Annotated in this window: 26 protein-coding genes; 5 read left to right on the top strand and 21 right to left on the bottom strand. The window is 32.5% G+C overall.

The window, feature by feature from the left end:
* Positions 1-12 precede the first annotated feature (12 nt).
* From C1X07_RS10995 to C1X07_RS10945, 11 genes are all read right to left on the bottom strand, one after another.
* On the bottom strand, positions 13-825 hold the full coding sequence (locus tag C1X07_RS10995; protein WP_103070070.1) for an OmpA family protein: 813 nt from the start codon (positions 823-825) through the stop codon (positions 13-15).
* A gap of 69 nt (positions 826-894) precedes the next feature.
* Positions 895-1,329 (bottom strand): hypothetical protein, encoded by a 435-nt coding sequence (locus tag C1X07_RS10990; RefSeq protein ID WP_128755246.1) that lies wholly within the window; start codon positions 1,327-1,329, stop codon positions 895-897.
* 237 nt (positions 1,330-1,566) lie between these two features.
* The gene (locus C1X07_RS10985) at positions 1,567-2,472 is read right to left on the bottom strand and encodes a DJ-1/PfpI family protein (protein WP_103070068.1); all 906 of its coding nucleotides are present in this window, start codon (positions 2,470-2,472) and stop codon (positions 1,567-1,569) included.
* 40 nt (positions 2,473-2,512) lie between these two features.
* The gene (locus C1X07_RS10980; protein WP_103070067.1) at positions 2,513-4,906 is read right to left on the bottom strand and encodes a TonB-dependent receptor; all 2,394 of its coding nucleotides are present in this window, start codon (positions 4,904-4,906) and stop codon (positions 2,513-2,515) included.
* Positions 4,907-4,919: 13 nt separating this feature from the next.
* A complete protein-coding gene (locus C1X07_RS10975) occupies positions 4,920-6,188 on the bottom strand; it encodes a PepSY-associated TM helix domain-containing protein (protein ID WP_103070066.1) in 1,269 nt (422 codons plus the stop codon).
* Between the two features lie 62 nt (positions 6,189-6,250).
* Positions 6,251-8,587: a TonB-dependent receptor domain-containing protein gene (locus C1X07_RS10970; protein ID WP_103070065.1), complete on the bottom strand. Its 2,337-nt coding sequence runs from the start codon at positions 8,585-8,587 to the stop codon at positions 6,251-6,253.
* A gap of 321 nt (positions 8,588-8,908) precedes the next feature.
* Entirely contained in the window at positions 8,909-9,295 is a 387-nt protein-coding gene (locus C1X07_RS10965) for a hypothetical protein (RefSeq protein WP_103070064.1), read from the bottom strand.
* A gap of 98 nt (positions 9,296-9,393) precedes the next feature.
* The gene (locus C1X07_RS10960) at positions 9,394-10,329 is read right to left on the bottom strand and encodes a TolB-like translocation protein (protein ID WP_103070063.1); all 936 of its coding nucleotides are present in this window, start codon (positions 10,327-10,329) and stop codon (positions 9,394-9,396) included.
* Positions 10,330-10,534: 205 nt separating this feature from the next.
* Positions 10,535-11,203, bottom strand: coding sequence for a class I SAM-dependent methyltransferase (locus tag C1X07_RS10955; RefSeq protein ID WP_103070062.1), 669 nt, complete (start codon positions 11,201-11,203; stop codon positions 10,535-10,537).
* Positions 11,204-11,227: 24 nt separating this feature from the next.
* Complete coding sequence (locus C1X07_RS10950) at positions 11,228-11,698, bottom strand: PaaI family thioesterase (protein ID WP_103070061.1); 471 nt, start codon at positions 11,696-11,698, stop codon at positions 11,228-11,230.
* 45 nt (positions 11,699-11,743) lie between these two features.
* On the bottom strand, positions 11,744-12,370 hold the full coding sequence (locus C1X07_RS10945) for a trimeric intracellular cation channel family protein (protein ID WP_103070060.1): 627 nt from the start codon (positions 12,368-12,370) through the stop codon (positions 11,744-11,746).
* A 177-nt stretch (positions 12,371-12,547) separates the two neighbouring features.
* Between C1X07_RS10945 and trxB the strand changes: the two genes are divergently transcribed.
* On the top strand, positions 12,548-13,516 hold the full coding sequence (gene trxB / locus C1X07_RS10940) for a thioredoxin-disulfide reductase (protein WP_103070059.1): 969 nt from the start codon (positions 12,548-12,550) through the stop codon (positions 13,514-13,516).
* Between the two features lie 51 nt (positions 13,517-13,567).
* Here the strand turns inward: trxB and C1X07_RS10935 are convergent, their stop codons facing one another.
* Entirely contained in the window at positions 13,568-14,425 is an 858-nt protein-coding gene (locus C1X07_RS10935) for a GIN domain-containing protein (RefSeq protein WP_103070058.1), read from the bottom strand.
* A gap of 191 nt (positions 14,426-14,616) precedes the next feature.
* On the opposite strand from C1X07_RS10935, the gene C1X07_RS10930 reads away from it, so the two are divergent.
* Positions 14,617-15,369, top strand: coding sequence for a DUF5995 family protein (locus tag C1X07_RS10930; protein ID WP_103070057.1), 753 nt, complete (start codon positions 14,617-14,619; stop codon positions 15,367-15,369).
* Positions 15,370-15,489: 120 nt separating this feature from the next.
* Here the strand turns inward: C1X07_RS10930 and C1X07_RS10925 are convergent, their stop codons facing one another.
* The 4 genes from C1X07_RS10925 to C1X07_RS10910 all read right to left on the bottom strand — a co-directional run bounded on the left by C1X07_RS10925 (position 15,490) and on the right by C1X07_RS10910 (position 19,008).
* On the bottom strand, positions 15,490-16,209 hold the full coding sequence (locus C1X07_RS10925; protein ID WP_103070056.1) for a head GIN domain-containing protein: 720 nt from the start codon (positions 16,207-16,209) through the stop codon (positions 15,490-15,492).
* 84 nt (positions 16,210-16,293) lie between these two features.
* Positions 16,294-18,057: a PspC domain-containing protein gene (locus C1X07_RS10920; RefSeq protein WP_103070055.1), complete on the bottom strand. Its 1,764-nt coding sequence runs from the start codon at positions 18,055-18,057 to the stop codon at positions 16,294-16,296.
* A gap of 1 nt (position 18,058) precedes the next feature.
* Positions 18,059-18,394, bottom strand: coding sequence for a PadR family transcriptional regulator (locus tag C1X07_RS10915; RefSeq protein ID WP_103070054.1), 336 nt, complete (start codon positions 18,392-18,394; stop codon positions 18,059-18,061).
* Between the two features lie 161 nt (positions 18,395-18,555).
* A complete protein-coding gene (locus tag C1X07_RS10910; protein ID WP_103070053.1) occupies positions 18,556-19,008 on the bottom strand; it encodes a DUF4870 domain-containing protein in 453 nt (150 codons plus the stop codon).
* Between the two features lie 154 nt (positions 19,009-19,162).
* Here C1X07_RS10910 and C1X07_RS10905 point away from each other — a divergent pair, with 154 nt between their 5' ends.
* The 3 genes from C1X07_RS10905 to C1X07_RS10895 all read left to right on the top strand — a co-directional run bounded on the left by C1X07_RS10905 (position 19,163) and on the right by C1X07_RS10895 (position 20,899).
* Complete coding sequence (locus C1X07_RS10905) at positions 19,163-19,630, top strand: DUF4442 domain-containing protein (protein WP_103070052.1); 468 nt, start codon at positions 19,163-19,165, stop codon at positions 19,628-19,630.
* A gap of 136 nt (positions 19,631-19,766) precedes the next feature.
* Positions 19,767-20,567, top strand: coding sequence for a TIGR00266 family protein (locus C1X07_RS10900; protein WP_103070051.1), 801 nt, complete (start codon positions 19,767-19,769; stop codon positions 20,565-20,567).
* Positions 20,568-20,701: 134 nt separating this feature from the next.
* Complete coding sequence (locus C1X07_RS10895) at positions 20,702-20,899, top strand: hypothetical protein (RefSeq protein ID WP_103070050.1); 198 nt, start codon at positions 20,702-20,704, stop codon at positions 20,897-20,899.
* A gap of 15 nt (positions 20,900-20,914) precedes the next feature.
* Here C1X07_RS10895 and C1X07_RS10890 read toward each other — a convergent pair whose 3' ends face one another.
* The 5 genes from C1X07_RS10890 to C1X07_RS10870 all read right to left on the bottom strand — a co-directional run bounded on the left by C1X07_RS10890 (position 20,915) and on the right by C1X07_RS10870 (position 26,245).
* On the bottom strand, positions 20,915-21,865 hold the full coding sequence (locus tag C1X07_RS10890) for a LysR family transcriptional regulator (RefSeq protein ID WP_103070049.1): 951 nt from the start codon (positions 21,863-21,865) through the stop codon (positions 20,915-20,917).
* Positions 21,866-22,016: 151 nt separating this feature from the next.
* Positions 22,017-22,439, bottom strand: coding sequence for a DUF2141 domain-containing protein (locus C1X07_RS10885; protein WP_103070351.1), 423 nt, complete (start codon positions 22,437-22,439; stop codon positions 22,017-22,019).
* A gap of 186 nt (positions 22,440-22,625) precedes the next feature.
* Positions 22,626-23,957, bottom strand: a complete 1,332-nt coding sequence (locus C1X07_RS10880) for a DUF58 domain-containing protein (protein ID WP_103070350.1) — start codon at positions 23,955-23,957, stop codon at positions 22,626-22,628.
* Positions 23,958-23,962: 5 nt separating this feature from the next.
* On the bottom strand, positions 23,963-25,003 hold the full coding sequence (locus C1X07_RS10875) for an AAA family ATPase (protein ID WP_103070048.1): 1,041 nt from the start codon (positions 25,001-25,003) through the stop codon (positions 23,963-23,965).
* Positions 25,004-25,033: 30 nt separating this feature from the next.
* Positions 25,034-26,245 (bottom strand): DUF4350 domain-containing protein, encoded by a 1,212-nt coding sequence (locus tag C1X07_RS10870; protein ID WP_103070047.1) that lies wholly within the window; start codon positions 26,243-26,245, stop codon positions 25,034-25,036.

Below are 26,245 nucleotides of genomic sequence, written 5' to 3'. Positions count from 1 at the left end.
GTCTATTAAGAATTAGTTTTTCATTTTTTCTTTTACCAATCCGTAAAATTCATCAAATTTTGGGTCAATTATAATTCGAGTAGCAGTTTCTATACTCTGCGAACCATATTCACTTTTACCCAGAACTTCCATTCTTTTTGGGTCTACTTTAAAATCATTTTGTAGCATTCTTACTACAGCAGATGCTTGTTTAGAGCTTAAATCCCAATTGTCTAAAATGCTTTTATCTTTAATATTTAGGGCATTACTATTACCTTCAACAATAATTTTAAGATCAGGCTTACTATTTAAAGCATTTGCGATTTTTTCTAAAACACCTTTTGCTTTGTCTTGAATAACAAAACTTTTATCGCTTTCACCAAATAGAGCTGTATTTGCCAAAGTTATTAATACAGCACCATTTTTGACAGCAATATTTGCTTCACCTCCAAGAGTGTTTTTAAAAACTGTTAGCGTTGTCAATTTGATAGAATCACTTTTGCTAATCGCATCATTTATAGTTTTAATCTGTTTATCCTTTTCCTGAAGGCTTGTAAGAGATGTCTCTAGGTTTTTAGCTTTCTGATTAGATAATTGAGTAAAACTACTCATATTGGTTAGAAGAGAAGCATTAGTTTCTTTTAAGTCCTTTACCTGGGCTTCCATGGTTTGAACCTGTATTAAAGTTGCTTTCTCTTTTTTACGAGAATCATTTAACTCAGCTTTTGTAGTTTTTACCTCTTTTCTCAGTTTATCTATTTCTTCAAGAAGATCCTTTTTTTTCTGCGCCTGTATAGATATAGTTGAGATAAGCAGTACACAAGCAATAAAGATATTTTTTTTCATCGATTTTTAATATGATTTGTTGCAATTGCTAAAGTAAAACATTTTTATAAATAACAAAGCAACGGCATGTTATGACTTTTTGAGTAATTGCTTTGCATTTTTAATGCTAGAGTTAATTTGATCTCTTAGTTTGTTTACTTTCACTTCTTCTTTTTTAAGTAACTCCATTTGCGAAGATAATTTTTCAGCATCTACTTTGTTTTCTTTCGATTCATAAGGAAACTTATCACTAAAGTCACTCATCCAGGTCATCATAAAATCATAAGAATCTTTGACGTCTTGTTGCGCTTTTGCATATGATTTCCCTTGGCTAGTCGTATCTATCTTGGTCTCTAAATCTTTGATTAAGCTACTCATTTCTCCCATTTTGGGCATAACTTCATCATGTACATCAATTACTTTTTGCATAAGTAGATCGAATTCTTGTTCTTCTTTAGAGAGCTGATTACAGGATGTAAATAATAGTGTTATTGATAATATTGAATATATAAGAGGTAATTTCATAATTGTAATTTTTACTTTTTTGTTTTTGATAACTACTGTAAACAGTGAGTTTTTTATTTTTTTAAATTTTCGTTTCAAAGATATTGTTTTTCTTCTTTTTGTTGGAGTTTAGCTTCTTTGTAGTGTTTTCCTATTTTATTCATTTTATGCATTTCTATAAGAATACAAAAAAGGCAAAGTGAGATTGCAATAATCAAGATATACGTTAACATATGTAATAATTTATGGAGTTTCGTTTTAATTTTTATTTAGGTAGGGTTCTAAACCTAGGTCATACATTTTCTCAAGCATATAAGTAACTACTCTATCTGTTTTGTTGGGGTTTCCTCCTTGAAAAGGTGGTTCTGGGTCGTATTCTATATCCAAAGCAGTAAATGCCGCATAATTCCTACCTAGGATATGATCTATTAGAGCCAGACTCATATCGATTCCTGCTGATACTCCAGCACTAGTCCAATATTTACCATCATTAGTGTATCGTTTATTGACATATTTGGCTCCGTAGTTTGCTAGTTTTTCTTTGGCTTTATACCAGTGAGTGGTCGCTTCTTTACCATTCAATAATCCCGCAGCTCCCAAGATCCAAGCACCGGTACATACGCTTACAGTGTATTTACTTTTTTTATCTATTTTTTGCACCCATGCTAATAGCTCTTTATCTTGTGTAGCTTTATAGGTTTCTACAAAGCCGCCAGGAATAATCAAAATATCTAATTGATCAATGTCTTCTATACTATAATCAACCTGTGTTTTTACATTACTACTACTGGCAATGATTCCTTTTTTTCTACCAACTAAGATGGTTTTGGTAGGACTCATATGGCTTAGTACAGAAAGTGGTCCCATGGCATCTAAAGAGAAATATCCATCGTATAGAAGTATCCCAACAGTTTGAATTGTGTCTCTAGGAGGTTCATGAATCATCATCATTAATTCGGTATGAGATATTGCATCTAATTCAGCATCTGTGTAAGATGTTCCGTCTGGTTTTAGATTGTATTCTTTTTTCAAGTTAGAAACTTGATCTTTATTACTTTTGGTTTCAAGTGTATTTTCAATCGAGTTTCCTATAGTATGATTTTGTTTTTGACAACTACTTAGGGTTATCAGGCTAATAGACAAGGTTATAATTGTTGCTTTCATCTGTGGATTCAAAATTTGATACTAAAAGTGGTTCCATAAGTTAATGGGGGGCTGTTCTTACATTTCTTCCAAAACTAGTATCAGAGCTACCAAAAGATAAATATGTTTCATCTGTTAGGTTTTGTGCCCAAATTGATATATTGTATTTCCCTAATTCAACTCCTAATTTGGTGTTTAGAATGGTGTATGAAGGCTGTTTTAAATCATTTTGAATATCTGTAAAGTATTCACCTATATTTTTGACTTCACCTCTCAAGGTCATCTTCATTTTTTTTGAAAAAACACTTGTGTATTGAGCTCCGAAAAAGAATGTATGATTAGGAGTGTTAGCTAACTTGTTACCACTAACATCAATTTTGTTTTCCTCGATAGTAAGTGGAATAAGTGAAGTGATTCTATCTCTATTAAGGATGAAGTTTTTGTATTCTGTATCGTTAAAACCAAAACTAGCATCTAGTTGTAATCCCTTAACAGGAATAGCAACGGCTTCTATCTCGACTCCCATTGACATGGCATCTCCAACATTTTCTCGAGTAAAAGTGCCAATGGACACTTGATTAAAGAATTGAAGATCTGTCCAGTCTATATAGAAAGCTGTAATACCTAGATTCAATTTATTGTCTAAAACATTTAGCTTATATCCTAATTCAAAGTTATTAGAGTATTCTGGATCAAAGGTTTGATTGGCTTCGTCTTGTAAGCGTTGTATATTAATTCCTCCAGCCCTAAAACCACGGGTGTAACTAGAGTATATATTAGAATGATCTGTAATTGCGTATGATAAAGCAAGTTTTGGAGATAGTGCTTCATAAGAATTACTTTTGGATGTTAAAGGTTGATTTTCAATAAGTGTACTTGTGTTATTTTGTAATAAAAGATCACCAAACCCATTAAATTCATTTTTACGTTTTTCATAGTCATAGCGAAGCCCTCCAGTGACTTTTAGTTTATTTGTTATGTTATAACTTATTTCGCCAAAAGCGGCCAAACCATAATTATCACCTTTATTAATAGTAATGATACTTGTATCGACGGGTAAGCCTAAAAGAATAGAAGATTCATTTGATACGGGTTGTAAGGCAAGATTTGAAGATGGTTCGTAGGCCAATTGGCTAAAACCATATATTCCGGCAGTGTATTGTAGTTTTGAAGAAGAATTGGTAGAATTAATCCTGAATTCTTGATTCCAAACTTCTTGTTTTGGGAGCTTTTCTCCAAAATCCGAATCTACAAAAGAGTGATAATACGCACCATCATTAAAATCTATATTTTTAAAAGCTAGTGCTATGTTTTGATACGTTGTAATAGAACTAATAGCAAACGAACTTGCATTGTATTTTAATACCATAGAAGTATTTATAATATCACGCTCATGACTTGCCAGTTTTCCTAAATAGATTTTGTTTGGATTTTTAAAAGCAATTTCTTCATTGGGTTGAGAAACAAAGAAGCTAGATGCATTTGACCAATCTTTTTGTGCTTTTATATTGAATAAAAGGTTGAACCTGTCTGAAGCTAACCATTTAACAAAAAGGTTGCCATATAAATTCTTACTATCCCCTACGGTTTGGTTGTTGGACTCTATGTCTGGATTGATAGATAATGAAGTATCATTTTTCCAGTACCCATCACGATTTTGAAATAATCCGTTAAACCCAATAAATAATTTATTTTTAATAATTGGAGTCTTTAGACCAATGCTATGTCGATTAAGATTAAGGTTTCCCATTCCCATGTTTACAAAGCCAGCGGTTTTGTTCTTTGGTTTTTTTGTGGTAATATTTACTACACCACCTATAGTGTTTCTACCAAAAAGTGTTCCTTGTGGTCCTCTAAGTACTTCAATACGTTCAATATCTGTTAGTACAAAACCATTTGCTAGTATATCCAAGTTATTTACTTCATCAATATAGGTAGCAACAGCTGGATTTTCACTAAAGACTTGTATACCTCGTATGGATTGTACTTGTTGAAAACCTACGCCAAGTTCTTGATATAAATAGTTTGGTACCATGGCCGTAAGACTTGATAAGTCCCAGGTTCTGGTGTCTTCTATTTTTTGAGCATTGAGTGATGTGACCGCAATTGGAGTCTGAATGAGTGAGGTTTCTCGTTTCTGAGCAGAAACTATAATTTCATCCAGTGTTTCAATATTTTTTGATAATACTATATCAATGTTCGCATTGTTGATATTTATAATTTTGTTAGCATAACCAATAGAGGAAATTTCGATTATAGATTTTTTTGAAGGAGTAATTAATTCAAACTTTCCCTGAGTATCAGTAACCGTTCCAACTGATGAGTTTAATATTCTTACTGTGGCATATTGAATATTTTCTCCCAGTTCATTTTTTACTGTTCCGCTAATTTTGGTTTGTGCGTACCCAAATATAGTTGTAATGATAAGAATAAACGTAATTAAAAACTTATTCATAGGTATGTATGTTTTAGGATATTGGCTTTATGCCGACAAGATTGTTTTTTTGTTTCTTTTTTCTTAGATATTCTATAATTAGTAGTAGTATGATATTGATACCAAATAATGGAAATAGAATAGCCAAAATTGTTATCATAATAATAATACCATATCCAACTTTAAAACGAGCAGGTACTTTTGGAGTTCCCCAGTCTCCTTTTCGTTTTCGCATTATATAAGAGATCAATGCTGATATACTCATTATCGCTAAGGCAACTGCCGTAAATAACATTAGCCACCAGCTCCAGGCACCAAATTCTCCTTGATGAAATGCCATAACCCACATTCTTCCTCGCATAAGTACTCCAACATCTTCCCAATTGTTTGTTATGATTTGTTTCCCGGAGTATTGGTCAAAGTGGATCTTTTTTTGAGTATATAGATCTAAAGGGTTTTGATTAGAAACACTAAAAACACTTTTGGGATCTTTGGGTAAATGAATTTTTATTTTACCTGGTAGATGAAGAGCTTTTGCTTTTACAACCATTTGATCTAATGTTAAAGCCTTTCCTTTAGGTTGAGATTGTATATGATGCGCGTTCCAAGTAGATGGATAACCTGTATTTGTAATTTTTTGAAGTTGTTTAAAATTTTGACCAAAGACATCAGTCCAAGGAAAACCTCCTGCCAAAATAAGAAGCAATAGGCCAGAAAACCAAAAACCCATAATCGCATGTACATCTCTAAAAAATGTTCTTCGCCCTTCATTTGTTCTAGGGATAAATAAACCTTTTATTTTCCATCCGCGGACCGGCCACCAAATAAATAAACCTGTAAGAATCAAAACGACCATCCAACTGGCAATAAGTTCTACGATTTTGGTTCCAAATTTTCCCATTAAAAGTTCACCATGCAATTTCCTTACTTTAAACATATCGGTTTTTCTAGAAATGATCTCTCCTGAAACTTCTCCAGAGTATGGGTTTATGTATAGGCTACTTTGCCCAGCAAACCGACCAGAGATAAATTCTGTTGCCTGACTTCTAGAGGAGGATAAAATAACTGCATTTGGTTTTTTGACAGCATTTTTATTGGCTATTTCCCATTGTTCTTGCAAGGAAATTGGAGATCCTTGAATAGTCACCTCTTTAATGTGTTGTTGTCTGGGTGCCTCATAATCAGCTTTGAATAAGTATATAGCTCCGGTTATTGAAAGAAGTAGAATAAAAGGGAGGGAGATCAGCCCAGCAATAAAGTGCCATTTCCAAAACCATTTGTTTAGTTTTTCATTTTTTTTCATTTCGTATGAAGTTTAATCTCACAGGCTAGCTACAGTTGTAGTAACCTGTGAGATCTTGTTACTTAAAAATTATATTTTACTCCCATATGAAAAGCCCTGGGGTTACCTATAGTAAAACTATTCTCTCCTCTAAATCTATTATAAGAGGCTCTGGCAGCGTATAATTCATCAAAAATATTGAGAGCATGCCCCCATACTTCAAAACCTTTAAAGTGGGCGGTAGCTCTAAGATTGAAAACACTATGCCCATCATATGTTGCCGTACTAAAAGTGCCATCTTCGTTATCTATCTGCCCCTCGAAACTTGTGTTGTATTTTCCCACTAATTCATGTTCTGCGGTTACACTAAACCCAAAGTTGTTTTTTAACTCTTTGCGATAAGTGATTAATGAAGTTCCTAAAAGGCTTGGTGCTGTATTTCTATCGGTGTCAGAGTAATCGGTACCTCTGTCAAAAAATTCAATGTATCGATGTTTTGCATAACTCCCATTATGAGTTATAGACAACTCTTTTATAGGCATCCAGGTGATCCCGTATTCTATACCATATGATCTGGTTTTACCAGCGTTGGTATTAAAAAAATTATCATTCTCATCTCTTAACGTAATCAAGGTATTTTGACCTTCTAACGTATAAACAGCTGCATCAAGTTTTACCTTAGAAGAAAGTCTGGAATATCCACCAATCTCATAGTTGTGATATCGACTTGGTCTTATACCTCTTAGTTCATTTCTATTGCGATACAGGGTAGAGACTTGTGGAGGTGTAAAACCTTGCGAGTAATTAGCATAAATCCCTGTTCTGGTATTAAAGTTATAATTAACCCCTAGTTTTGGAGTAAGGTTGTTAAAATTATCAATAGAATTGGTTGTTTCTGTTGTCTCATCTATTCGATTGTTATAATCATACTCAAAACCGTCATAACGCAAAGCAGCGGTAATTTTAAGAGGGTCAATAGGAGATATTTCATATTGGAAAAAGCCTGCATAGTTAAATATGTTAGCTTTATAATTAAGGATAAAATCTCCTGGGTTAACGTTAAAGTTTACGTTTCTCCCTGTTTCAGGATTTACAATTACATCTATAGTTTCTGCTGCATAATCCTGAGGTGAATAATCCGCTGTGGTACCCAATATTAGAGATGATTTGGCAAAATTAAAATCTATTTTGTGCTGGATTAATCCTACAAAACTTTTGAACCTATTAGAGTTCAGTTCTCCAGAACCAAAACCAGTTAGTTGTCCCTGATTTCTAAATTGTCGTATTCTATAAGAAGGATTTTGATCCATTCTATTGTTTCTGAAGATAAAGTTGAAAGAAGTTTTATTATGATCATTCCAAAACTTATCCAAGGTTGTTCTGATTCTGAAAGTATTTGCTTGTCTTTTTGTAAATGTCTGGTCACTTTGATAATTCCCTTCATTATAATCGGATTCACTTAGTGAACCGGTCATGTCTGAACGATAATCTATCAGATCCAAAACTGTTGTCCACTTTGTACTTTGATTTATGTCATAAACCGTTTTAAGGGTAATTGCAAGCTTTTCATAATCACTATGCTCTATAGGTCCGTCATTACGTTGGGCATAATGACTACCAAGATAAAAACCGAAATTTTTACTGGTTTGATCAGAAATTTCAGCTTCATATCTGGTAAACCCTAAATCATTAGTTTGAAAACTTAGACTACCACCAAGTTTTTCTGATGGATTTTTGGTAATAAAATTAAAACTACCTCCAATAGCCTCACTACCATATATACTAGACGCTGGCCCTTTTAAAACTTCAACTCTACCAATAGATGTTGTATTCATCTCTAGTAATGCATTGTGGTTAAATACAGATGTTGGTCTAATTTGTATTCCGTCTTCCAGGTATAAGAATAGTGCTTTAGTAGAAATAGGAGAGCGTACCGCCATAAAGTGTTGTTCATTGCTAACTACTCGAGAGGTAGACATAAATACACCTGGGACTTGATTGACTAACTGATCGATACCAAAAGCTTTGGTTTCCTGAATTGTTTGTCCATTTATTGTAGAAATTGAACCAGGTACCTCAGAACGTCTTTGTACCTCTCGGCTCGCAGATGTAACAAGAACCTCTTCTAAAATTACATTTTCAGAAGTCAACGTTATGGTATTAAAACTATTGGATAGGTTTAGCTTTTTTGTGGTGTATCCTAAAAAGCTAATTGTTACCTCAGTGGTGTTTTCTAGGGTAATTTTAAACTCACCGGCATTATCACTCATTACTCCATTGTTACTATTATTAGATGAAACTATTGTTGCACCAGATAATGGAACATTAGAATTATCTACTATTTTTCCTTTATATAATTGTTGTGCATTGCCATATACTCCCAGACATAGGGCAATGACAAAAACTACTACGTTTTTCATTTTATGTTTTCTTTAGAAATGCTTCGTTTAGATTAGCAAAGCATACTTAATTTTAATGTTAATGTGTTTACAGAATATATTCTATTAATAGTGCTAAATAGGTAGTTTCTTCATTAAGAAAGTCTCATTAAAGTCTTTTGAGATTTTTTCTTGCTTTATATGTTTTTGGGTATCATAACTGTGATACACAAATAGCTAAAATACCGATGCCATTGTCATTATAACATAAAAAGTATATAAAGAAGAATTACTCTATTTATTGTGTTAACTATTGAATACAAGAGAACTCTCTATTCAAAAAATAGAAATATGTTGGAATATTTATGAGAATGTATTTTCAGGAGGGTGATCAATATCTTTAGAAATTCCTTTCAAGTGAAAGTATTTTAGTTTCCAATTCTCAGTTTTTTCAGAGTCTAAAGGGTTTGTGTTTTTTATTTGTATTGCATTATCCTGAAAAAAAAGAGGGATAAAAGCTTCTGCCATTACTATAAAGTTGGTATCTTCTGTAGATGATTGGGTTTTCGCTTTCATCTGGCTCATCAAATAACACTTACCATTACAATTAAGACGAGGACGTTCTTTGTTTACACAATATTTCTCAATTATAGTATCAATATTTAATTGATAATACAATACCGTGCTAATTTGCATAGCAGGACGTATGGCAAAGGATGCAAATAATAATATAGAGAATAAAATTCTCATTAATATGCGTTAGAATTTGTGCAAAATTACAAATTTGAATTGTTCTTTTACCTTAAAAAAGAGAAATAAGAGCGATTAAAATAATATTACAGATTGCATTATAGTTTTAGAGAAACACTATAAATTCTACTTAACCCGTTTTGATACGAATTCATAACTTCCAAAAGTTGTTTTATACTTTCTGAGGTTCGATTATTATCGTTAATAGTATTTCTTTTACTAGTAAAGTAAAGTGTATGTGTTTTTTCAAGATAAAATGGGCAATAATCCATTTTGTCAGAGTTTACACGTTTACTTAGATTTTTAGCTTTTGACCAGATTCCATCTTTATTTTGGTACGAAATATAAAGATCACCACTACCTAGACCATCTTTTCTTTTGTAGCCACCAAAAATTAAAAAAGATTCGTCGGGTGCTATATAAGAATTGTACTCATATCCTTCAGAATTAATAGATTCACTTAGGGATACAGGAGATAAATATTGGTTATTTTCCCACTTACTAACAAAAATATCATCTTTTCCTTTTGACGTAGAAGCAGTACCGGTAAAATATAAATTACCGTTTATTGATTGAGATGGATAGAACTCATCTCCTTTTGTATTTATTGGGCTTCCTATATTTTTAGGAGCAGACCATTCGGAAGAAGTATTTGATCTGTGAATAAACCAGATATCAAAGTCTTTTGTTGCTGTTGTTGATTTTTTTATTGGGCGATTAGATACAAAAAACAATTTTAAACCATCTGGAGAAAACATGGCTTCCATATCCTTAAATCTGCCAGAAAAAGGCGCAATTTCTGGAGAAGACCAGGAATCTCCCTTTTTTACCACTTTGATAATAGTGGAGAGTTCCCCAGAATATCCCTGTGCAGTAAAATATAGTTCATCCTGCATTGGAGATATTGTAAAATCTCTTGCAGTAGGAAACTGCTTGATAATTTCTGGAAATACTGGTTTAGGTTCGTTATTTTCTTGACTAGATAGCTGAGAAGCTATAACAAAAAGAAGGAGGGTAATGAGTTTTTTTTTCATAGTGGATTTAGATTGATGATCAACGAAATATAAATATTATTATCTAATCTAAATATTAAGGTTTTTATAAAATATTAATAGCGTACAATGTGAAGATAGTCATAGATGTAAAACCTAAAACACTAAAATATTACACTAACTTTAATTAGTGTAGCTCCTATTAAAATTGTGGCCTAGATCACTATGTTTTCGAATCAGGCTTGATCTATAAGTTCTGATTCTTTTTTTGAGCAGATACGATTAAAGTTTCGACCTTCATAAACACACCATTCACCTCTTGTTCTGGCTCCTCTTTTTCTATATGTTTTACAGTTGTAAAACCATGTTCTAGAAGTAATTTGGAGACATCAGATCGATTAAACATATCAAACCCATATTTCACAAATGGATAGGCTTCCATGCTTGATTTAGGTCTTAAAGAGATCACTATTTTCCCATCAGGTTTTAACACTCTCCGAATTTCATTTAGAATACGTTCTGGGTTATCCCAAAAGTATATTGTATTTATCGTAAAGACGGTATCAAACTCAGAGTCTTTAAACGGTAGTTTATCTGCATTAGATAAAAGAAAATCAGCTTTACCATTTTTTACCCATCTTTCATTCAATTTCTTAGACCTTGTCACCATTTCATCAGAATAATCACAACCTTTATACTTAATATTATGATTTACATCAAAAATGTCTTTTACAAAAAAACCATTTCCCATACCTATTTCTAATATATGATCATTGGTTTTTATATCTAATGCATCGATAGTATATAGATTAATAAATTTATTCCCAATATTCATTTTTTCGCCAATTGTTACTCCCCATTCTCCTTCTGGTTTTCGTAGTTGCTGAGCTATGTTTTTAAGTTGTTCTTCTGTCATTAGATATATTAAGATTAGCTGATTTCAATTTTCAATAGTTTTATTCTTATTCCTGTCCGTACTGTTTTTAAGCTCTATAAGTGTTAATTGAGAGACAGCGCATAATTTTTCATTTCCGTCCTTAATGATAAACACTTCTGACGAACATATTGTTAGTGTTTTTCCATTTTTTATGACATTTGATTTTCCAATTAATAATTCTCCATCTCCTGGAGCAATTAAATTGATCTTAAACTCTACTGTTAAAACAGAAGAATTTTCTTCCATTAATGAAAAAGCAGCATATCCTGCAGTATTATCGGCAATAGTACTAATTATACCTGCATGAAAAAAACCATGTTGCTGTGTTAAACTTGAATGGTACGGTACATGAATTTCGCAATAGCCTGGTCGAACATCTATTAATTCGGCATTGATAAGGTTCATGAATTTCTGTCGATCAAAACTTTCTGATACTTTTTTCTTATAATGATCGGATTTTGGTTTAAAATTCATTCGCGAGAAAAATAGTTACACTATAGAATGATAAGATACTAATAATTATTTGATATTATTATGACTTCTTACGGTAAACAGAGGTAGAGAAACTTTAAATTTGACTACGATTAAGCGAATGATAATAATAAGCATAGCTGTAGAAATATGTGTAATATTTTGATCTATATTAAATGAATATAGAATCATAAAACATATTCCACCAGCAATAGAAGCAGTAGCATATATTTCTTTTCTAAAAATAACAGGAATCTCATTACATAAAATATCTCTGACAACTCCTCCAAAACAACCTGTTGTGGCTCCTAGGGCAACAGAAACAATAGGCTCTAGTCCTGCATTAATTCCTGTTTCTACTCCTATTATGGTAAAAACGCCTAAACCAATAGTATCAAATAGAAAAATTGATCCTTTGAGATAGTCCAGTTTATTTCTAAAAATTATAGAAAAGACGGTTACACCACCTATCAAATAAATCGTAGTTGTATTTTGCATCCAGGAAACGGGGGTATTACCAATAAGAATATCTCTGATAGTGCCTCCACCAATAGAAGTAACAAAAGCGATAATAAAAATGCCAAAGAGATCTAATCTTCTATTCATAGCACTTAATGAACCTGATATTACAAACGCAATGGTTCCTAGAATATCCAAGATGTCAAAAATTGTCATTTTAGCCTATTTAGCAGTTACACTATGTAAATGTAATAGTATTGGGTTAATCGTAATAACTTCTTTAAAAAAAAATATAAATAACAAGACTTTATATCTGTATAATAATTCTTAATAACTTTACTGTAAGGTTTATGATCAAATTGCTACTTTTACATCATATAAAACGATAAGAATATGTCTGATACAATAGAAAGAATAAAATGCCTTATCATAGGCTCAGGACCTGCAGGATATACTGCAGCGATATATGCAGCTAGAGCAGATCTTAAACCGATTATGTATACAGGTATGGAACCAGGGGGGCAATTAACAACAACAACAGAGGTTGATAATTTTCCTGGATACCCAGAAGGGATTGATGGACCAACAATGATGGTGCAGTTGCAACAGCAAGCAGAACGGTTTGGAACAGAAGTCCGTATCGGGATGGTTACTGCTGTTGATTTTAATAAAGAAGTTGGAGGGATACATAAAATAACTGTCGATAATACAACACAAATAGAAGCCGAAACTGTTATTATTTCTACAGGAGCTACAGCAAAATATCTTGGATTACCTAGCGAGCAAAAACTTAGAGGTGGTGGTGTTTCGGCATGTGCAGTTTGTGATGGATTCTTTTATAAAAATCAAGATGTTGCTATAGTAGGAGCAGGGGATACTGCTGCAGAGGAAGCTACTTATCTTGCTAATATATGTTCTAGTGTTACTATGTTAGTACGTAAAGACTATATGAGAGCTTCTAAAGCAATGCAGCATAGAGTAAATAATACTCCAAACCTTACAGTAAAGTATAATACAGAAGTTGATGAGGTGTTAGGGGATCAGGTTGTAGAAGGATTACGAATGGTAAATAATCAAACAGGAGAGAAGGAAGAAATAGAAATTACTGGTTTGTTTATAGCAATTGGTCATAAACCTAATACTGATATTTTTAAAGGGCAATTGGATATGGATGATACAGGGTATCTAATTACTGAAGGAAAATCTACAAGAACTAATATTCCTGGAGTATTTGCATCAGGAGATGTTCAGGACAAAGAATACAGACAAGCAGTTACTGCTGCAGGAACAGGGTGTATGGCTGCACTAGATGCAGAAAGATATCTGGCAACTGTAGAATCAAGTAGTGAGGTTTCTGCGTAAACCAAAAGAATACAGCATTAAAAGACATCTCGCATTTAGCGAGATGTCTTTTTAGTTTAGCTTAAACTTACTAGGAACGTAGTCTATATTTTTCTTATACAGAATCGCTTCATTAGTAAAACTTCTCATAGTTACCTTAGGTTCACCAAGGAGGTATATTTCAGTTTTATCTTTCGCTTCAATACTAATTTCTTCATTCGTAAGGATATAGCAATCGCTATTACCTTCTGCAATTAAAGATGCTTTGATACTGTTAAGTTTTTCTCCATAAAAATCAGAATCATTATCTGCCCTTACTAACATTGATTTAACCTCTCCTTCAATTTTTATTGTTCCTTTTTGATATAAGTCTATTTTTAGGCTATCTGCAGTTATTATTCCTTTTAATTCTGAGTTCTCGTTGATTTGGTATATTGCTTCTTGCGCAGTAGTATGTAGATCTGCTGTTGATTTTCCATTTACTGTACAATTGATTTTAGTTACATCGGTTGTTAAAAAAACTTCGGCATAATCATTTATACTAACCGATAATTCATCGGTCTTTATAGGTGTTAATGATTTTAGATTTACTTTATCATAGACAATAATTTCTTTTAGTTCTGATGCATATGAAATATCTATGTTTAAAGCTTTTGCACGTCGGATGTCTTTGTCTGATTTTATGGTTAAAACACTATCTAACACTTCTATCTGTATAACTTCTTGTAGGTTACTATCTGCTTCAACCTTTACTTGATTATCACTATTCTCGTCTAGCATTACCTCAAAACCTTCATAAATTTCTATTGTATGAAAGCTTTCAACATCAAATTGTTCTGTGCTTACAATTTTGTTACCTTTAATTTTTTCTTTTTGGCCGTATGTACTTCCTATTACTAGAAGTGCTATTAATGACAATAGTGTTCTCATGTTTGCGTGAAATTTATATGATAATAAACAGTTTTTTTTGTTTTTAAGTATAGTCCAATAAAACTTGTTACAAATATAAACAGACTCATGATTTGAAAAGGAGTTACAGGGCGGATCAAAAAATGTTCTATTTTATAGAGATAAAAAAGCTTTTAAAACCTATTTTTAAAACTTAAAACCAAACCAAGATCTTGAAACCAATCCATACTATAGATGATGTCATTGCAGTTTTAGATGATATTATAGCAGAATCAAAGACAAATAATGACCCTTTAGGGTATTTTGCTGCATTATATAAGAAAGTGACTATTAAAGTAAAAGAGGGTATAGAAGATAATTTTTTTGCTGATGGACCAAGAATGGAGAGGCTTGATGTGATTTTTGCGAGTAGATATATTGATGCCTATTTTGCTTATCAGGAAAATAAAGCTGTGACAATATCCTGGAAAAAAGCATTTGATCTCTCCAAAAGATATTGGCCAATAGTATTACAACATTTGTTAATCGGTATGAATGCTCATATTAATTTAGATTTGGGTATTGCTGCTGCCGAAGTTTCTAAAGGCAATAATATTGAAGATCTTAAAGGTGATTTTGATAAAATCAATGATATTTTGTCATCGTTGGTAAAAGATGTAGAAAATGATTTGGCTGAGATTTGGCCTACTTTAAAGAAGATATTAAAGCTAACTCGCAAAGTGGATAATTTCTTGATAGATTTTAGCATGGAATTGGCTAGAGACGGTGCATGGAAATTTGCTAAAGAAATTGCTGGTACACCGAAAAGCGAAACTGAAATTCTTATTAAGAATAGAGATAATAAAGTTGGAGAAAAGGCTAATATTATAACCGATCCAGGGCTTATTGCTAGGATAATACTTATAATAATAAGGTTGGGAGAGCGCGGTACTGTCCTAGATAAGATAAATGATTTAAATGAATAACCAGTCCTTATCAAATTTAATCTATTGAGCAGATATAAAAACTGCCTGAATAGCAAAGGTTGGTTAGTATATGCTTATCAGACAGCTTTATTTGGTTGATTGACTAGGTTGTTAGATATTTTAATGTCTTCTAACGTTTCCTCCAGAATTATCTACTTCGGATACTTTCTCTGGTTTTCCGTAATATACAACATCAGCACCGCTTGTAGCTTTTCCTGTAAATTCATCTTTTGCGTAGATTCTTATTGATGCCCCACTGGTTGCTTTTGCTTCAGACCTAAGACTTAGTAAATCTTCTGCTCTAATATTTGCACCACTTGTAGCACTTGCTGTATGATTATTTACTTTTCCGGCAAGATCCATCATAGCTCCACTGGTAACAGAGGTTGTGATCGTTTCAGCTTTTACATCTAATTTGATGTCTGCACCACTGGTTGCACTTAGATCGAGATCTTTTTGAACCACAGTAGCTTCAGAAGATATGCTGGCACCACTATTAACATGTACTTTGTTTAGTTTGTTATACGAAACATATACATTTTTTTCATCTGCGTAGTATATGTTTTGATCAGAGGTTACATGCAGGGTATTTCCTTCTACATATACTTCTATATGCTCATGTAAATTTTTGTTGGCTTCTACAATAACTTTTTTATCATCATTGTTTACCAGAATTACATCCAGACCTCTACTTGCTTTTACTGCGTTAAAGTCTTTACTAATTGTTCTTTCTTTTTTAAGTACTTCTCCCTGACCTTTTACTCCATTAAAAACTGTGTTGCAGGAAAAACACGCAAGTGATAAGAAAAAGGTTACTAAAATTTTGGCTAGTGTAGTCATGATTTTTTGTTTTATTGATTTTGCTGTTCTGTTCTTTGCTCCCTCTTCTATATTAAAGAAGGAGCAAAGAGTTTTTTGATTGATTTAATTCTCGGTTTTAATTTCTATTCCGTTCTCGTCTATTTTTACTTTTACTGGCTCATTGTTTAATTCAACTCCATCCTCATCGATTTTTAAATTAAAGTCTTGATCGTCAGAATTTATATTAATCTTTACTCCGTCATCATCAGTGTCTTCATCCCATTCATCATATTCCCAATCATTTTCTTCCTCTTCTGGACATTTATCACATTCTAATTTTCCATTAATTAACTTTAAAAACTTTCCTTCTTTATCATCTATAGTGATATAATCATCGTATGTCCATGTGTTATTAAATCTAGATGTATTATCATCTGCAAATACTGTAATCCCTTCTGGTAATGATAGAATTATATTTACTTCTTGATCTCTATATTTATTAGCATAATCGGTAATGGCATATCCATCTAGGAGTAAGGTGTTTCCTTCGACTTCATATCCATATTTAAGGTCTTCAGCTCTTTTAGAAGCTTCATCATACGATTTTCCTTCTGCTTTTTTCTCTATTATGATCCCAACGGTAGAATCTTTTTTAGTTGTCTTTAAGTATAGTTCAATATCCTTAGTAACAATCATTCTGTTGCCTTGATCATCTCTTTTGATTTTATAATCATTTCCGTGACGAAGGTGTTTAGCATATCGATTATTTCCTTGCATTTTTATCGTTAGTGTATCATTACTAGTGATAGGAAGCATTTTTTGTTCGGTAATTATTTCTGCATCAAAAGCTTCAAGAGTAGCTTGTTTTATACCGATAATTCCTAATCCGATCAGCGATAGTATCCATACTCCTAATAAACCTAATTTTGCAGGTGTTCCTATAGATTTTAGGTTTTTAATCAGAATTTTTAACCCTACAATAAACAGGAAGAAAAAAGGTATTCCGACTGCAAAAAATGCTAATAGAGAAACTAACCATAACGGAACTTCTGGGTGACTTCCTACTTCTAGATATTCTACCCAAGGAGCATCCATAAATCCAAATGTTCCTACTGTAAATAAACCAATAAATAGGCTGATCAAAGTAACACCGGCAATGATGATAAGAAGCGCTCCTATAAATTTAACAAAGATTTTTAGCAAGAATAATAATACATCTCCTAAAGCTTCAAAAAAGGTAGTTGAGCTACTTTTTACTTTACTACTGTACTTTTGATAATCTACATTTTTTACAGAATCTGCTACTCCATCAAATCCTTCTTTTATTTTCTTTTCGATATTACTAATGTTAACAGCTTCACCTTTCATTGCCAAAAAATCGGCTGTTGTTTTTGCTTCTGGTACAAAAATCCAAAATGCAATATATATTAGTACAAAAGCACCACTAGAGAAAATGGTAAATAATATCCATGCTAATCTAACCCACATTACATCTATACCTAGATAGTGACCTAAACCAGAACTAACACCTCCCACATAAGAGTTTGTCATATCTCTAAACAGAGATCTTGATGTTTTTGCCTTTTGATATGTGGTGCTCGGTTCGTCTTCAAAGATTTCTTCATCTAGTCTGTAGTCTTCTGGTTGCCCCATTACGGTGATTACTTCATCTACTTCTTTAGTTCCGATAACCTGTCTTTCATCCTTTATTCTTTCACTAAACAACTCTGCAATACGGGCTTCGATATCTGCTATAATCTCGTCTCTTCCCTGTGAGTCAGTAAAAGAGCGTTTTATAGCACTTAGATAACGTTGCAGTTTTAGATAAGCTTCTTCGTCTATATGAAAAAATATGCCTGCTAAATTTATATTAACTGTCTTGTTCATTTTACTTCTTTTTTTGTTTGGTTACCAGATTTACAGCATTCTGTAATTCACTCCAAGTGGTATTTAATTCTTTTAGGAACAGTTTTCCTGTTTCTGTGAGGCCATAATATTTACGTGGTGGTCCTGATGTAGATTCTTCCCAACGGTAACTTAGTAATCCGGCATTCTTAAGTCTAGTCAGTAAGGGATATATTGTACCTTCTACCACAAGCATTTTTGCGTCTTTAAGGGCCTCTAAAATTTCAGCTACATAGGCATCATCGTCCTTTAGGATAGAAAGTATGCAATATTCCAGAACACCTTTGCGCATTTGCGCTTTTGTGTTTTCGATCTTCATAAAACTAATTTTTAATTGTTAAACTGTTCATTTTTTGATTGATGTTTGATGGTTATTTAAAAATAGATCAGAGTCTGTTATTATGGTTTACATGAAACTTTGATTAAAACTAATTGATTAAGTTATGTTTTAAGCTAGATCTCTGTTCTTTACGGTTCTTATTACTTTATAAATCGTATTGATAAAGGGTATTTGTACGACTCTCCTTTGTTTGCTTTAAGAGCTGCGGTAATTATAAAAATTATCTCCAGAAAAAAACCAATTAGCGCTATAATTCCAATAAATGACGCTCCAATAAGTGTTCTAAATCCTCCTGCATCAGAAAAATTAATAGATATATCGTTAAAGTGAAATAAATCTGTAATGGTCGCATCTCCAAAAACATTAAAGATAAAAAATGGAAATGAAAATATCCCGAGTATGACTGTATATAAGAGAATACTTAATTGAAAATTTATAGCCTCTTTACCATGATCATCTATAAACTCTGATTTGTCTTTATTAGTAGACCATAAAAGAATAGGGATGATATAATTTCCAAATGGGATGAAGTATTTGGAGAATGCACCTAAGTGCATAAATGTTGCGATATTTTTGTGATTTTTGATTGACATTTTAAAAAGTATATAATAGTTTCTTATGCAAATATATGGTTAAAAAAAGGTATTATGCAAAACATAGTACCATAATTTAACATAATTTTAAGAAATTTAACTATTTTTTGCACTGTTTCTTTTACCTATATTGTGATATCTAAAAAAGAAACTCATGAATATTACTCCCAGAAAACTTAATACCTTTTTACTATTCAAATTACCTTCTGCATGGATATGTGGAGTTCGAGTAAAAAATATTGATAAAACAAGCTGTACTGTTAATGTAAAGCATCGATGGATCAATCAAAATCCTTTTAATTCTATGTTTTGGGCAGTACAGGGGATGGCGGCAGAATTGACTACAGGCGCTTTGGTAACTGGGTATATTAGAAATAGTGGAAAAAAAATATCCATGCTGGTAGCAAACAATAATGCAACCTTTACCAAAAAAGCTACGGGCAGAATTACGTTTCTCTGTACAGATGGGCATTTGGTTGAAGATGCAATTAAAAAAGCTGTAGAAACAGGGGAAGGACAGACGGTTTGGATGAAATCTGTTGGGACAAATAAAGATGGAGTAGAAGTTTCTGAGTTTAATTTTGAATGGACAATTAAGGTAAAAAGCAAAAAATCAAAATAGGAAATAAAATTTATCATTAAATAACAAGTATCCTGTAACACTTTACCACAATTGTTTACTGATAAAGAAACAATTCATTAATCAAAATACCAAAAAAGCATCATTATGTATAAATGATGTAAAAACTTAATTAATTATGACAGCACACGAGATCGACTACGAAATTATTGGTGAAGAAATGCAATATGTAGAGATAGAACTTGACCCACAAGAAGGGGTGATTGCAGAAGCAGGGAGTTTTATGATGATGGACGATGGGATAAAAATGGATACTATCTTTGGAGATGGTTCTAATAAGGATAAAGGAGTGATGGGCAAAATATTTGGTGCAGGAAAGAGATTATTAACAGGTGAGAGCTTGTTTATGACTGCATTTTATAATCAAGTGGGAGGAAAAAAGAAAGTAAGTTTTGCTTCACCTTATCCAGGAAAAATTATTCCAGTAGATTTAACAAATTATGGAGGGAAGTTTATCTGTCAAAAAGATGCATTTTTATGTGCAGCCAAAGGAGTTTCTGTAGGAATAGAGTTTTCAAGAAAGCTAGGTAGAGGATTATTTGGAGGAGAAGGCTTCATTATGCAAAAACTGGAAGGAGATGGAATGGCTTTTGTTCATGCTGGGGGAACAACATGTAGAAAGGAATTACAAGCTGGCGAAAAATTGAAAGTAGATACAGGATGTATTATAGGTTTTTCTAAAGGGGTACATTATGATATAGAGCTTGTAGGTGGAATTAAAAATACAATTTTTGGCGGAGAAGGGTTGTTTTTTGCAACTTTAACCGGTCCCGGGGTAGTATATATTCAATCATTACCTTTTAGCAGACTTGCAAATAGAGTATTGGCTTTGGCACCAAGAGGAGGAGGTAAAAGTAAAGGTGAAGGCAGTATTCTTGGCGGTTTGGGGGATCTTTTGGATGGCGACAATAGTTTTTAACAATGTTAAATAAGCGCCAAAAGACTGTTTTTTTGGTTTTATTTGCATATATTAGCTATAGCAACTTTAAAATTTATAAGATTATTCCTACAATTACTAGTTTAAACATAATGTTTTTAAACCCCTATTAATTTATGGCTAGAGCAATGTTTGATTACACAAAAACTGTGCTTAGAAAAGTAAGTTTTGATGTTAATCTTTTTACAAAGGAAGTTCTAAAAGCACTAAACAGACTACTTCCGCATGAGATTGAAGAATTAAAAATTTGGATTCAATCTCTAACAGAAAAACAACCAGAATTACAATCTTGTCTAATCTATTTAAAACCATAACAAAAAAGCGACTTTCTAGTCGCTTTTTATTTTTGCTAAAGGACTAATAATTTGCACATTCTGGAAGGCAATAGCGCCTTTTACAACTCCAGCAATCGTAGCGTACAAAGCTTCGATGATTTGCATTTTTAACTCACTTTTGTTAAAAATCAAACTAACTTCTCTGGCAGGAGAAGGTTCGTTAAAATAATGTAAGTTATTTTTTTCAGTATCTTTTATATCCAAAGTATGTAAGTAAGGAAGAAGAGTCATCCCTAAACCTTCATTAGCTAGTTTTACAAGTGTTTCAAAACTTCCGCTTTCTAACTGAAAGTGATCTTCTTCATAACTCTTTTTGGTTTTACATAAATTAACAATTCCATCTCTAAAACAATGTCCATCCTCTAGTAGAAGCATATCATCAATGTCGAGGTCTGTAGTGTCTATTTTTTTCTTTTGATTTAATCTGTGGGTAGAGGGAATATATCCTACAAAAGGCTCATAGTATAACACACGTTCTTTTATAGAATCGTTTTCTAAAGGAGTAGCAGCAATGGCTGCATCAAGATGACCGTCCTGCAAGTATTCTATTATAGTTTCGGTATTTAATTCCTCGATTTTTAATTTAACCTTTGGGTATTTTTTTATAAAATTATTTAAAAACATAGGAAGCAAAGTGGGCATCACCGTAGGAATAACACCAAGCTTAAACTCTCCACCTATAAATCCTTTTTGTTGATCTACAATATCCTGTATACGTTCACTTTCATTTACAATATTCCTTGCCTGTCGAACCAGCTTATTACCTACCTCTGTAAGTTCAATAGGTTTTTTGCTACGATCAAAAATAAGAATATCTAATTCTTCTTCGAGTTTTTGAATTTGCATACTTAACGTAGGTTGAGTAACAAAAGTTTTTTCTGCAGCTTTGGTGAAATTCTTATGTTCAGCTACTGCTAAAACATATTTTAATTGTGTTATGGTCATAGTACATATTTTGGGTAACAAAAATATAAAAGCTATTGATATTATTTATTAAAAAAACACAAAAAATTTATTTTATCTATTGTTTTAGATGTAAAAAAGTTACACCTAGCAGGGTGTAACTCTTTTTTTGATTGATGATAGAGTAGTGGGGTTACATTCTGATTTCGAGATCCAAGTTTTCTGTTTTTACCTCAAATTTGGCATCATTCCATATAGGCGGTCCATAGCTCATATTATTATTGGACACCCCATAGTTTTCTTTTGGCATCCTGTTGGGTTCAAAATCCATAGTATAATTACCATTTACATCATGAAAACAAGAAATTGCAAATACTCCCTCTGGTATATTAGTAAATGTAACCTTTGCAGTACCTTCTACAATAGTACTTTTACCTGTTTTGATAGGGGCAGATTTCATAAAAGTGTTTTCATCATAGAGACCAAAAAGAACTTCTCCTTCAGAACTGGTTACATTGGGAACGGTTACAGTAATTGTTATTCCTTGGTTGGGTTCTTGAGCATACGTAAGAAAATGAGAAACTAAAAGTGATGCTAATAAGATAAGAGTTTTCATATAGTAAGAGTTTTTATTGTTATTTGTTGTTTGCTGATTCAAATATCAATAAACCTTTGTATGTAAACGAATAGAAGTTACTGAGCTGTTGTTTTTTTTGGATGAATTGTATATAGAGTTAGAGATGTCTTCTAGGGGGGATTACTCTCTTTTATGAATTGGGTAAAATGTAAATGATCTATCCAGTTATAAAAGCCCACGAGCTTTAATCTCTAGGTATTTGTTTATAGTATTTACCGTAAGATTTTCTGGAGCGGTCAATACTGTTTGAATTCCATGCTTTTGAAGTTCTTTTACCATCACTTTTTTATCGTAAGCAAACTGCTGAGCAATAGTTTGATCATAGATAGTTAGTACATCTTCTGCTTTTTGTCGGATAAGATGATCTAATTCTGTATTCTGAAAAAATATAACGACCAGTAAGTGTTTTTTTGCTAATGCCTGTAAAAAGGGAAGTTGCCTTTTTAGAGACGAAATATGTTCAAAATTAGTGTATAAAAGTAGTAAACTCCTGTGATTTATTTGCCGTTTAACTTGTCCGTACAGCAATCCAAAATCAGAATCAAGAAATTGGGTTTTGATATTATATAATGTTTCAGATACATTGTTTATGTAGGTTTTTTTTCCGCTAGAAGGCAAGAAATCACTTACTACATTAGAGAAAGACAACATACCCACTTTATCATGTTTCTTCAAAGCAATATTAGAAAAAGCAAGAGTGCTATTTACGGCATAATCAAGAAGGCTTAATCCGTTAAAAGGCATCTTCATAACGCGGCTACTATCTATTATAGAATAGATAGGTTGAGATTTTTCATCCTGAAACTGATTAATCATTAGATTACCATGTTTTGCCGTAGCTTTCCAGTTTATAGTGCGAATATCATCTCCGATTACATAATCCTTTATTTGTTCAAACTCCATGGTATGACCTATACGTCTTATTTTTTTAAGACCTATTTGCGTTAATTTGTTATCAATAGCCAAAAAATCATATTTCTTCATCTGGATAAAAGAAGGGTATACTTTTACCATTGCAGATTTATCAAAACTATAACGACGCTTGGTGAGACCTATTCTGGTCATGGCATAGACATGTAGGTTGCCAAAAATATATTCTCCTCGTTTTACAGGACGTAAAGAGTATTCAAAATCTAGGACGGATTTTGTGGAAATATTACCAGTTTTAAGAAAATCACGTTTTTGAAATTGTATCGGGATCTCATCGATAATTTCTACATTAGTAGTAAAGCGATAATTGTTTTTTATGCGTACTGGAACTGCATTAAAATCACTATTCGAAAATTTTTCAGGTAAAATCCTACTGGCATCAATTCCTTTTTTTGTATTGTATAATGCTATGATGTCAAACAAAAATATAATTATCAATCCCCAGACCAATAACCAGGCTATAGGATATAATGCATTAAACCAATAGGATAGCAAAAAGCACACTGATATTAGTGTGAGTATATAAAATACTCTAGAACTTAGATATAGTGATTTTATAAATTTGATCAAAACTAGCGAGGTATTTCTACAGATTGCAGTATCATTTCAATAACATTTTCTGTCGTCATTCCTTCCATTTCTCGTTCTGGAGATAAAATTAAGCGATGGCGCAGCACTGGGAAAAGGGATTTTTTTATATCCTCTGGAGTTACAAAATCCCTTCCGTTAATTGCAGCAAATGCTTTTGACGCGTTCATAACGGCTATAGATGCACGAGGAGAACCTCCTAAATATAAGTGGGGATGCGTTCTGGTTTTTGTTACGATTTGAGCTATATATCCTAATATTTTTTCTTCAATAATAACCTCTTGCGTTTTAGCCTTAAATTCTAATAATTGTTGTGGTGTTAACACAGAATCAATAATCTCTAATGGCTTGGTTGTTTTTCTTTCATGATGAGTTTTTAGAATATTTACTTCATCTTCAAACGTTGGGTAATCTACTTTGATTTTAAACAAAAACCGATCTAGTTGTGCTTCAGGCAAGGCATAAGTACCTTCTTGTTCTACTGGGTTTTGAGTTGCCAAAACCATAAAAGGAGGTTCCATAGGATATCGAATACCATCAATAGTTACCTGTCTTTCTTCCATAACTTCAAATAAGGCGGCTTGTGTCTTGGCAGGGGCTCTGTTGATTTCATCAATAAGAACCATATTAGAAAATATAGGTCCTTTTTTAAACTCAAAATCACTAGTCTTCATATTAAGTATAGAAGTTCCTAATACATCACTAGGCATTAAATCCGGAGTGAATTGAATTCGATTAAAATCAGTTTTTAATGTTTTGGCAAACAGTTTGGCTGTAACCGTTTTTGCAATCCCTGGTACTCCTTCTATCAATACATGACCATTGGATAAAAGAGATACTATTAATAACTCGATAAAATCTTGTTGCCCAACAATCACTTTAGACAGTTCTGTCTTAAGTTTTTCTACTGCTTGTTGCAATTCACTAAGATCAATTCTATTTTGAAAACTAATGTTTTGCTCTACTGAAGCTTCTTGCGAAGTTTGTTCCTGATTTTGGTTATTAGTGATTTCTTCGTTTTCCATCTATAATTCGTTTAAAATACTTATACCGTTTTAAGATTGACCTTTAAATGTGCTTATTAATTCATAAAGGCGTATTAACTCTTCTTTTTCAATTTTCAATTTTTTATCCAATTCATCAAAGTACCTGAATATTGTCTTTGTATCCTCAACACTATTATTACTTCTTGCGGCAATATCGATGATTGTTTTTTCGTCTAGTGTATCCGTTGGGATTCTAAGAGTATTACGAACATAATCCAGGAATAATAAGTTTTGTTTAGTCGCAATTTCTTTGTGTTTCTCTTTTTCAAAATACATTCCACTAATTGTTCTTGTAAAAGATAAGGTTTGATTTTTTAAAGGCGCAATAATAGGAATACTACGTTGTTTTCGTTTTCCTTCAAAAAACACAAACAATACAACTCCTATAAGAATAAAATAATAGGCCCATTTCAGATATCGATTATTCAAAAGTAAGAAAAGGGGAGAGGTATAAAATGTTTTTCCCGACTTATAATAATTGTCCCAAAGGATTTTTTGATTAGGATCGAGGTAAGCTAAGAGATTTTGTGTGTATTGATAATTTTTATCTTTTAACATAAAATAATTCCCAAAAGCTTCTGGGAACGTATGAAGGAGGATTTTACCGTCACCAAAGGGTTGTTGTATATAATTAGCATTAAGATCTTTTATCCTCAAAGTATCGTTATACAATTGCGATACTCCTAAAATAGTAGTGTTTATTGTATCTAATTTACTGAAAAACGGATTGTATACATCTCTATCGTATAAAAAAGGCGATGTGCTTTTTAGGTTGTTATTTGTTAGTTCTACAAGTGGTTTAGTAGAGATTTCGTCGAGAGATATAAGATTGTCAATTTCAATATTAAGAGTATCTAGTAACTTGCTTTCTATCGTTTTTGCAGAGACAAACAAGGTATTGCCCCTTTCTACCCAGTTTAGCACTTTGTTTAGTTCATCTTTATCAAAATTGATAGCTCCATTAACAAAAAAATATACACCAGTTAAGGTATCATTATCTGCAAGAAACTCATATGGTGGTTGATTGATATCCTTGAGTCCCTTACTATCAAATGCTTCTTTGATCAAATGATATGAAGCAAAGGTACCCAGAGGGATTTTATCCGTTTTTGCATAACTGGGATACCAATTTATAGGTTCTGGCTCACTAGCTTCTAAGTAAGTAAGTATGCTGATGGCAGCTATAATAATAATGATAAATATTTTAGAGCTTTTAGCCAT

This window comes from Aquimarina sediminis (assembly GCF_002895435.1).
Lineage (GTDB): Bacteria > Bacteroidota > Bacteroidia > Flavobacteriales > Flavobacteriaceae > Aquimarina > Aquimarina sediminis.
Note: the sequence above shows the minus strand (reverse complement) of the source record. Positions and strands in the feature narration are given on the sequence as shown.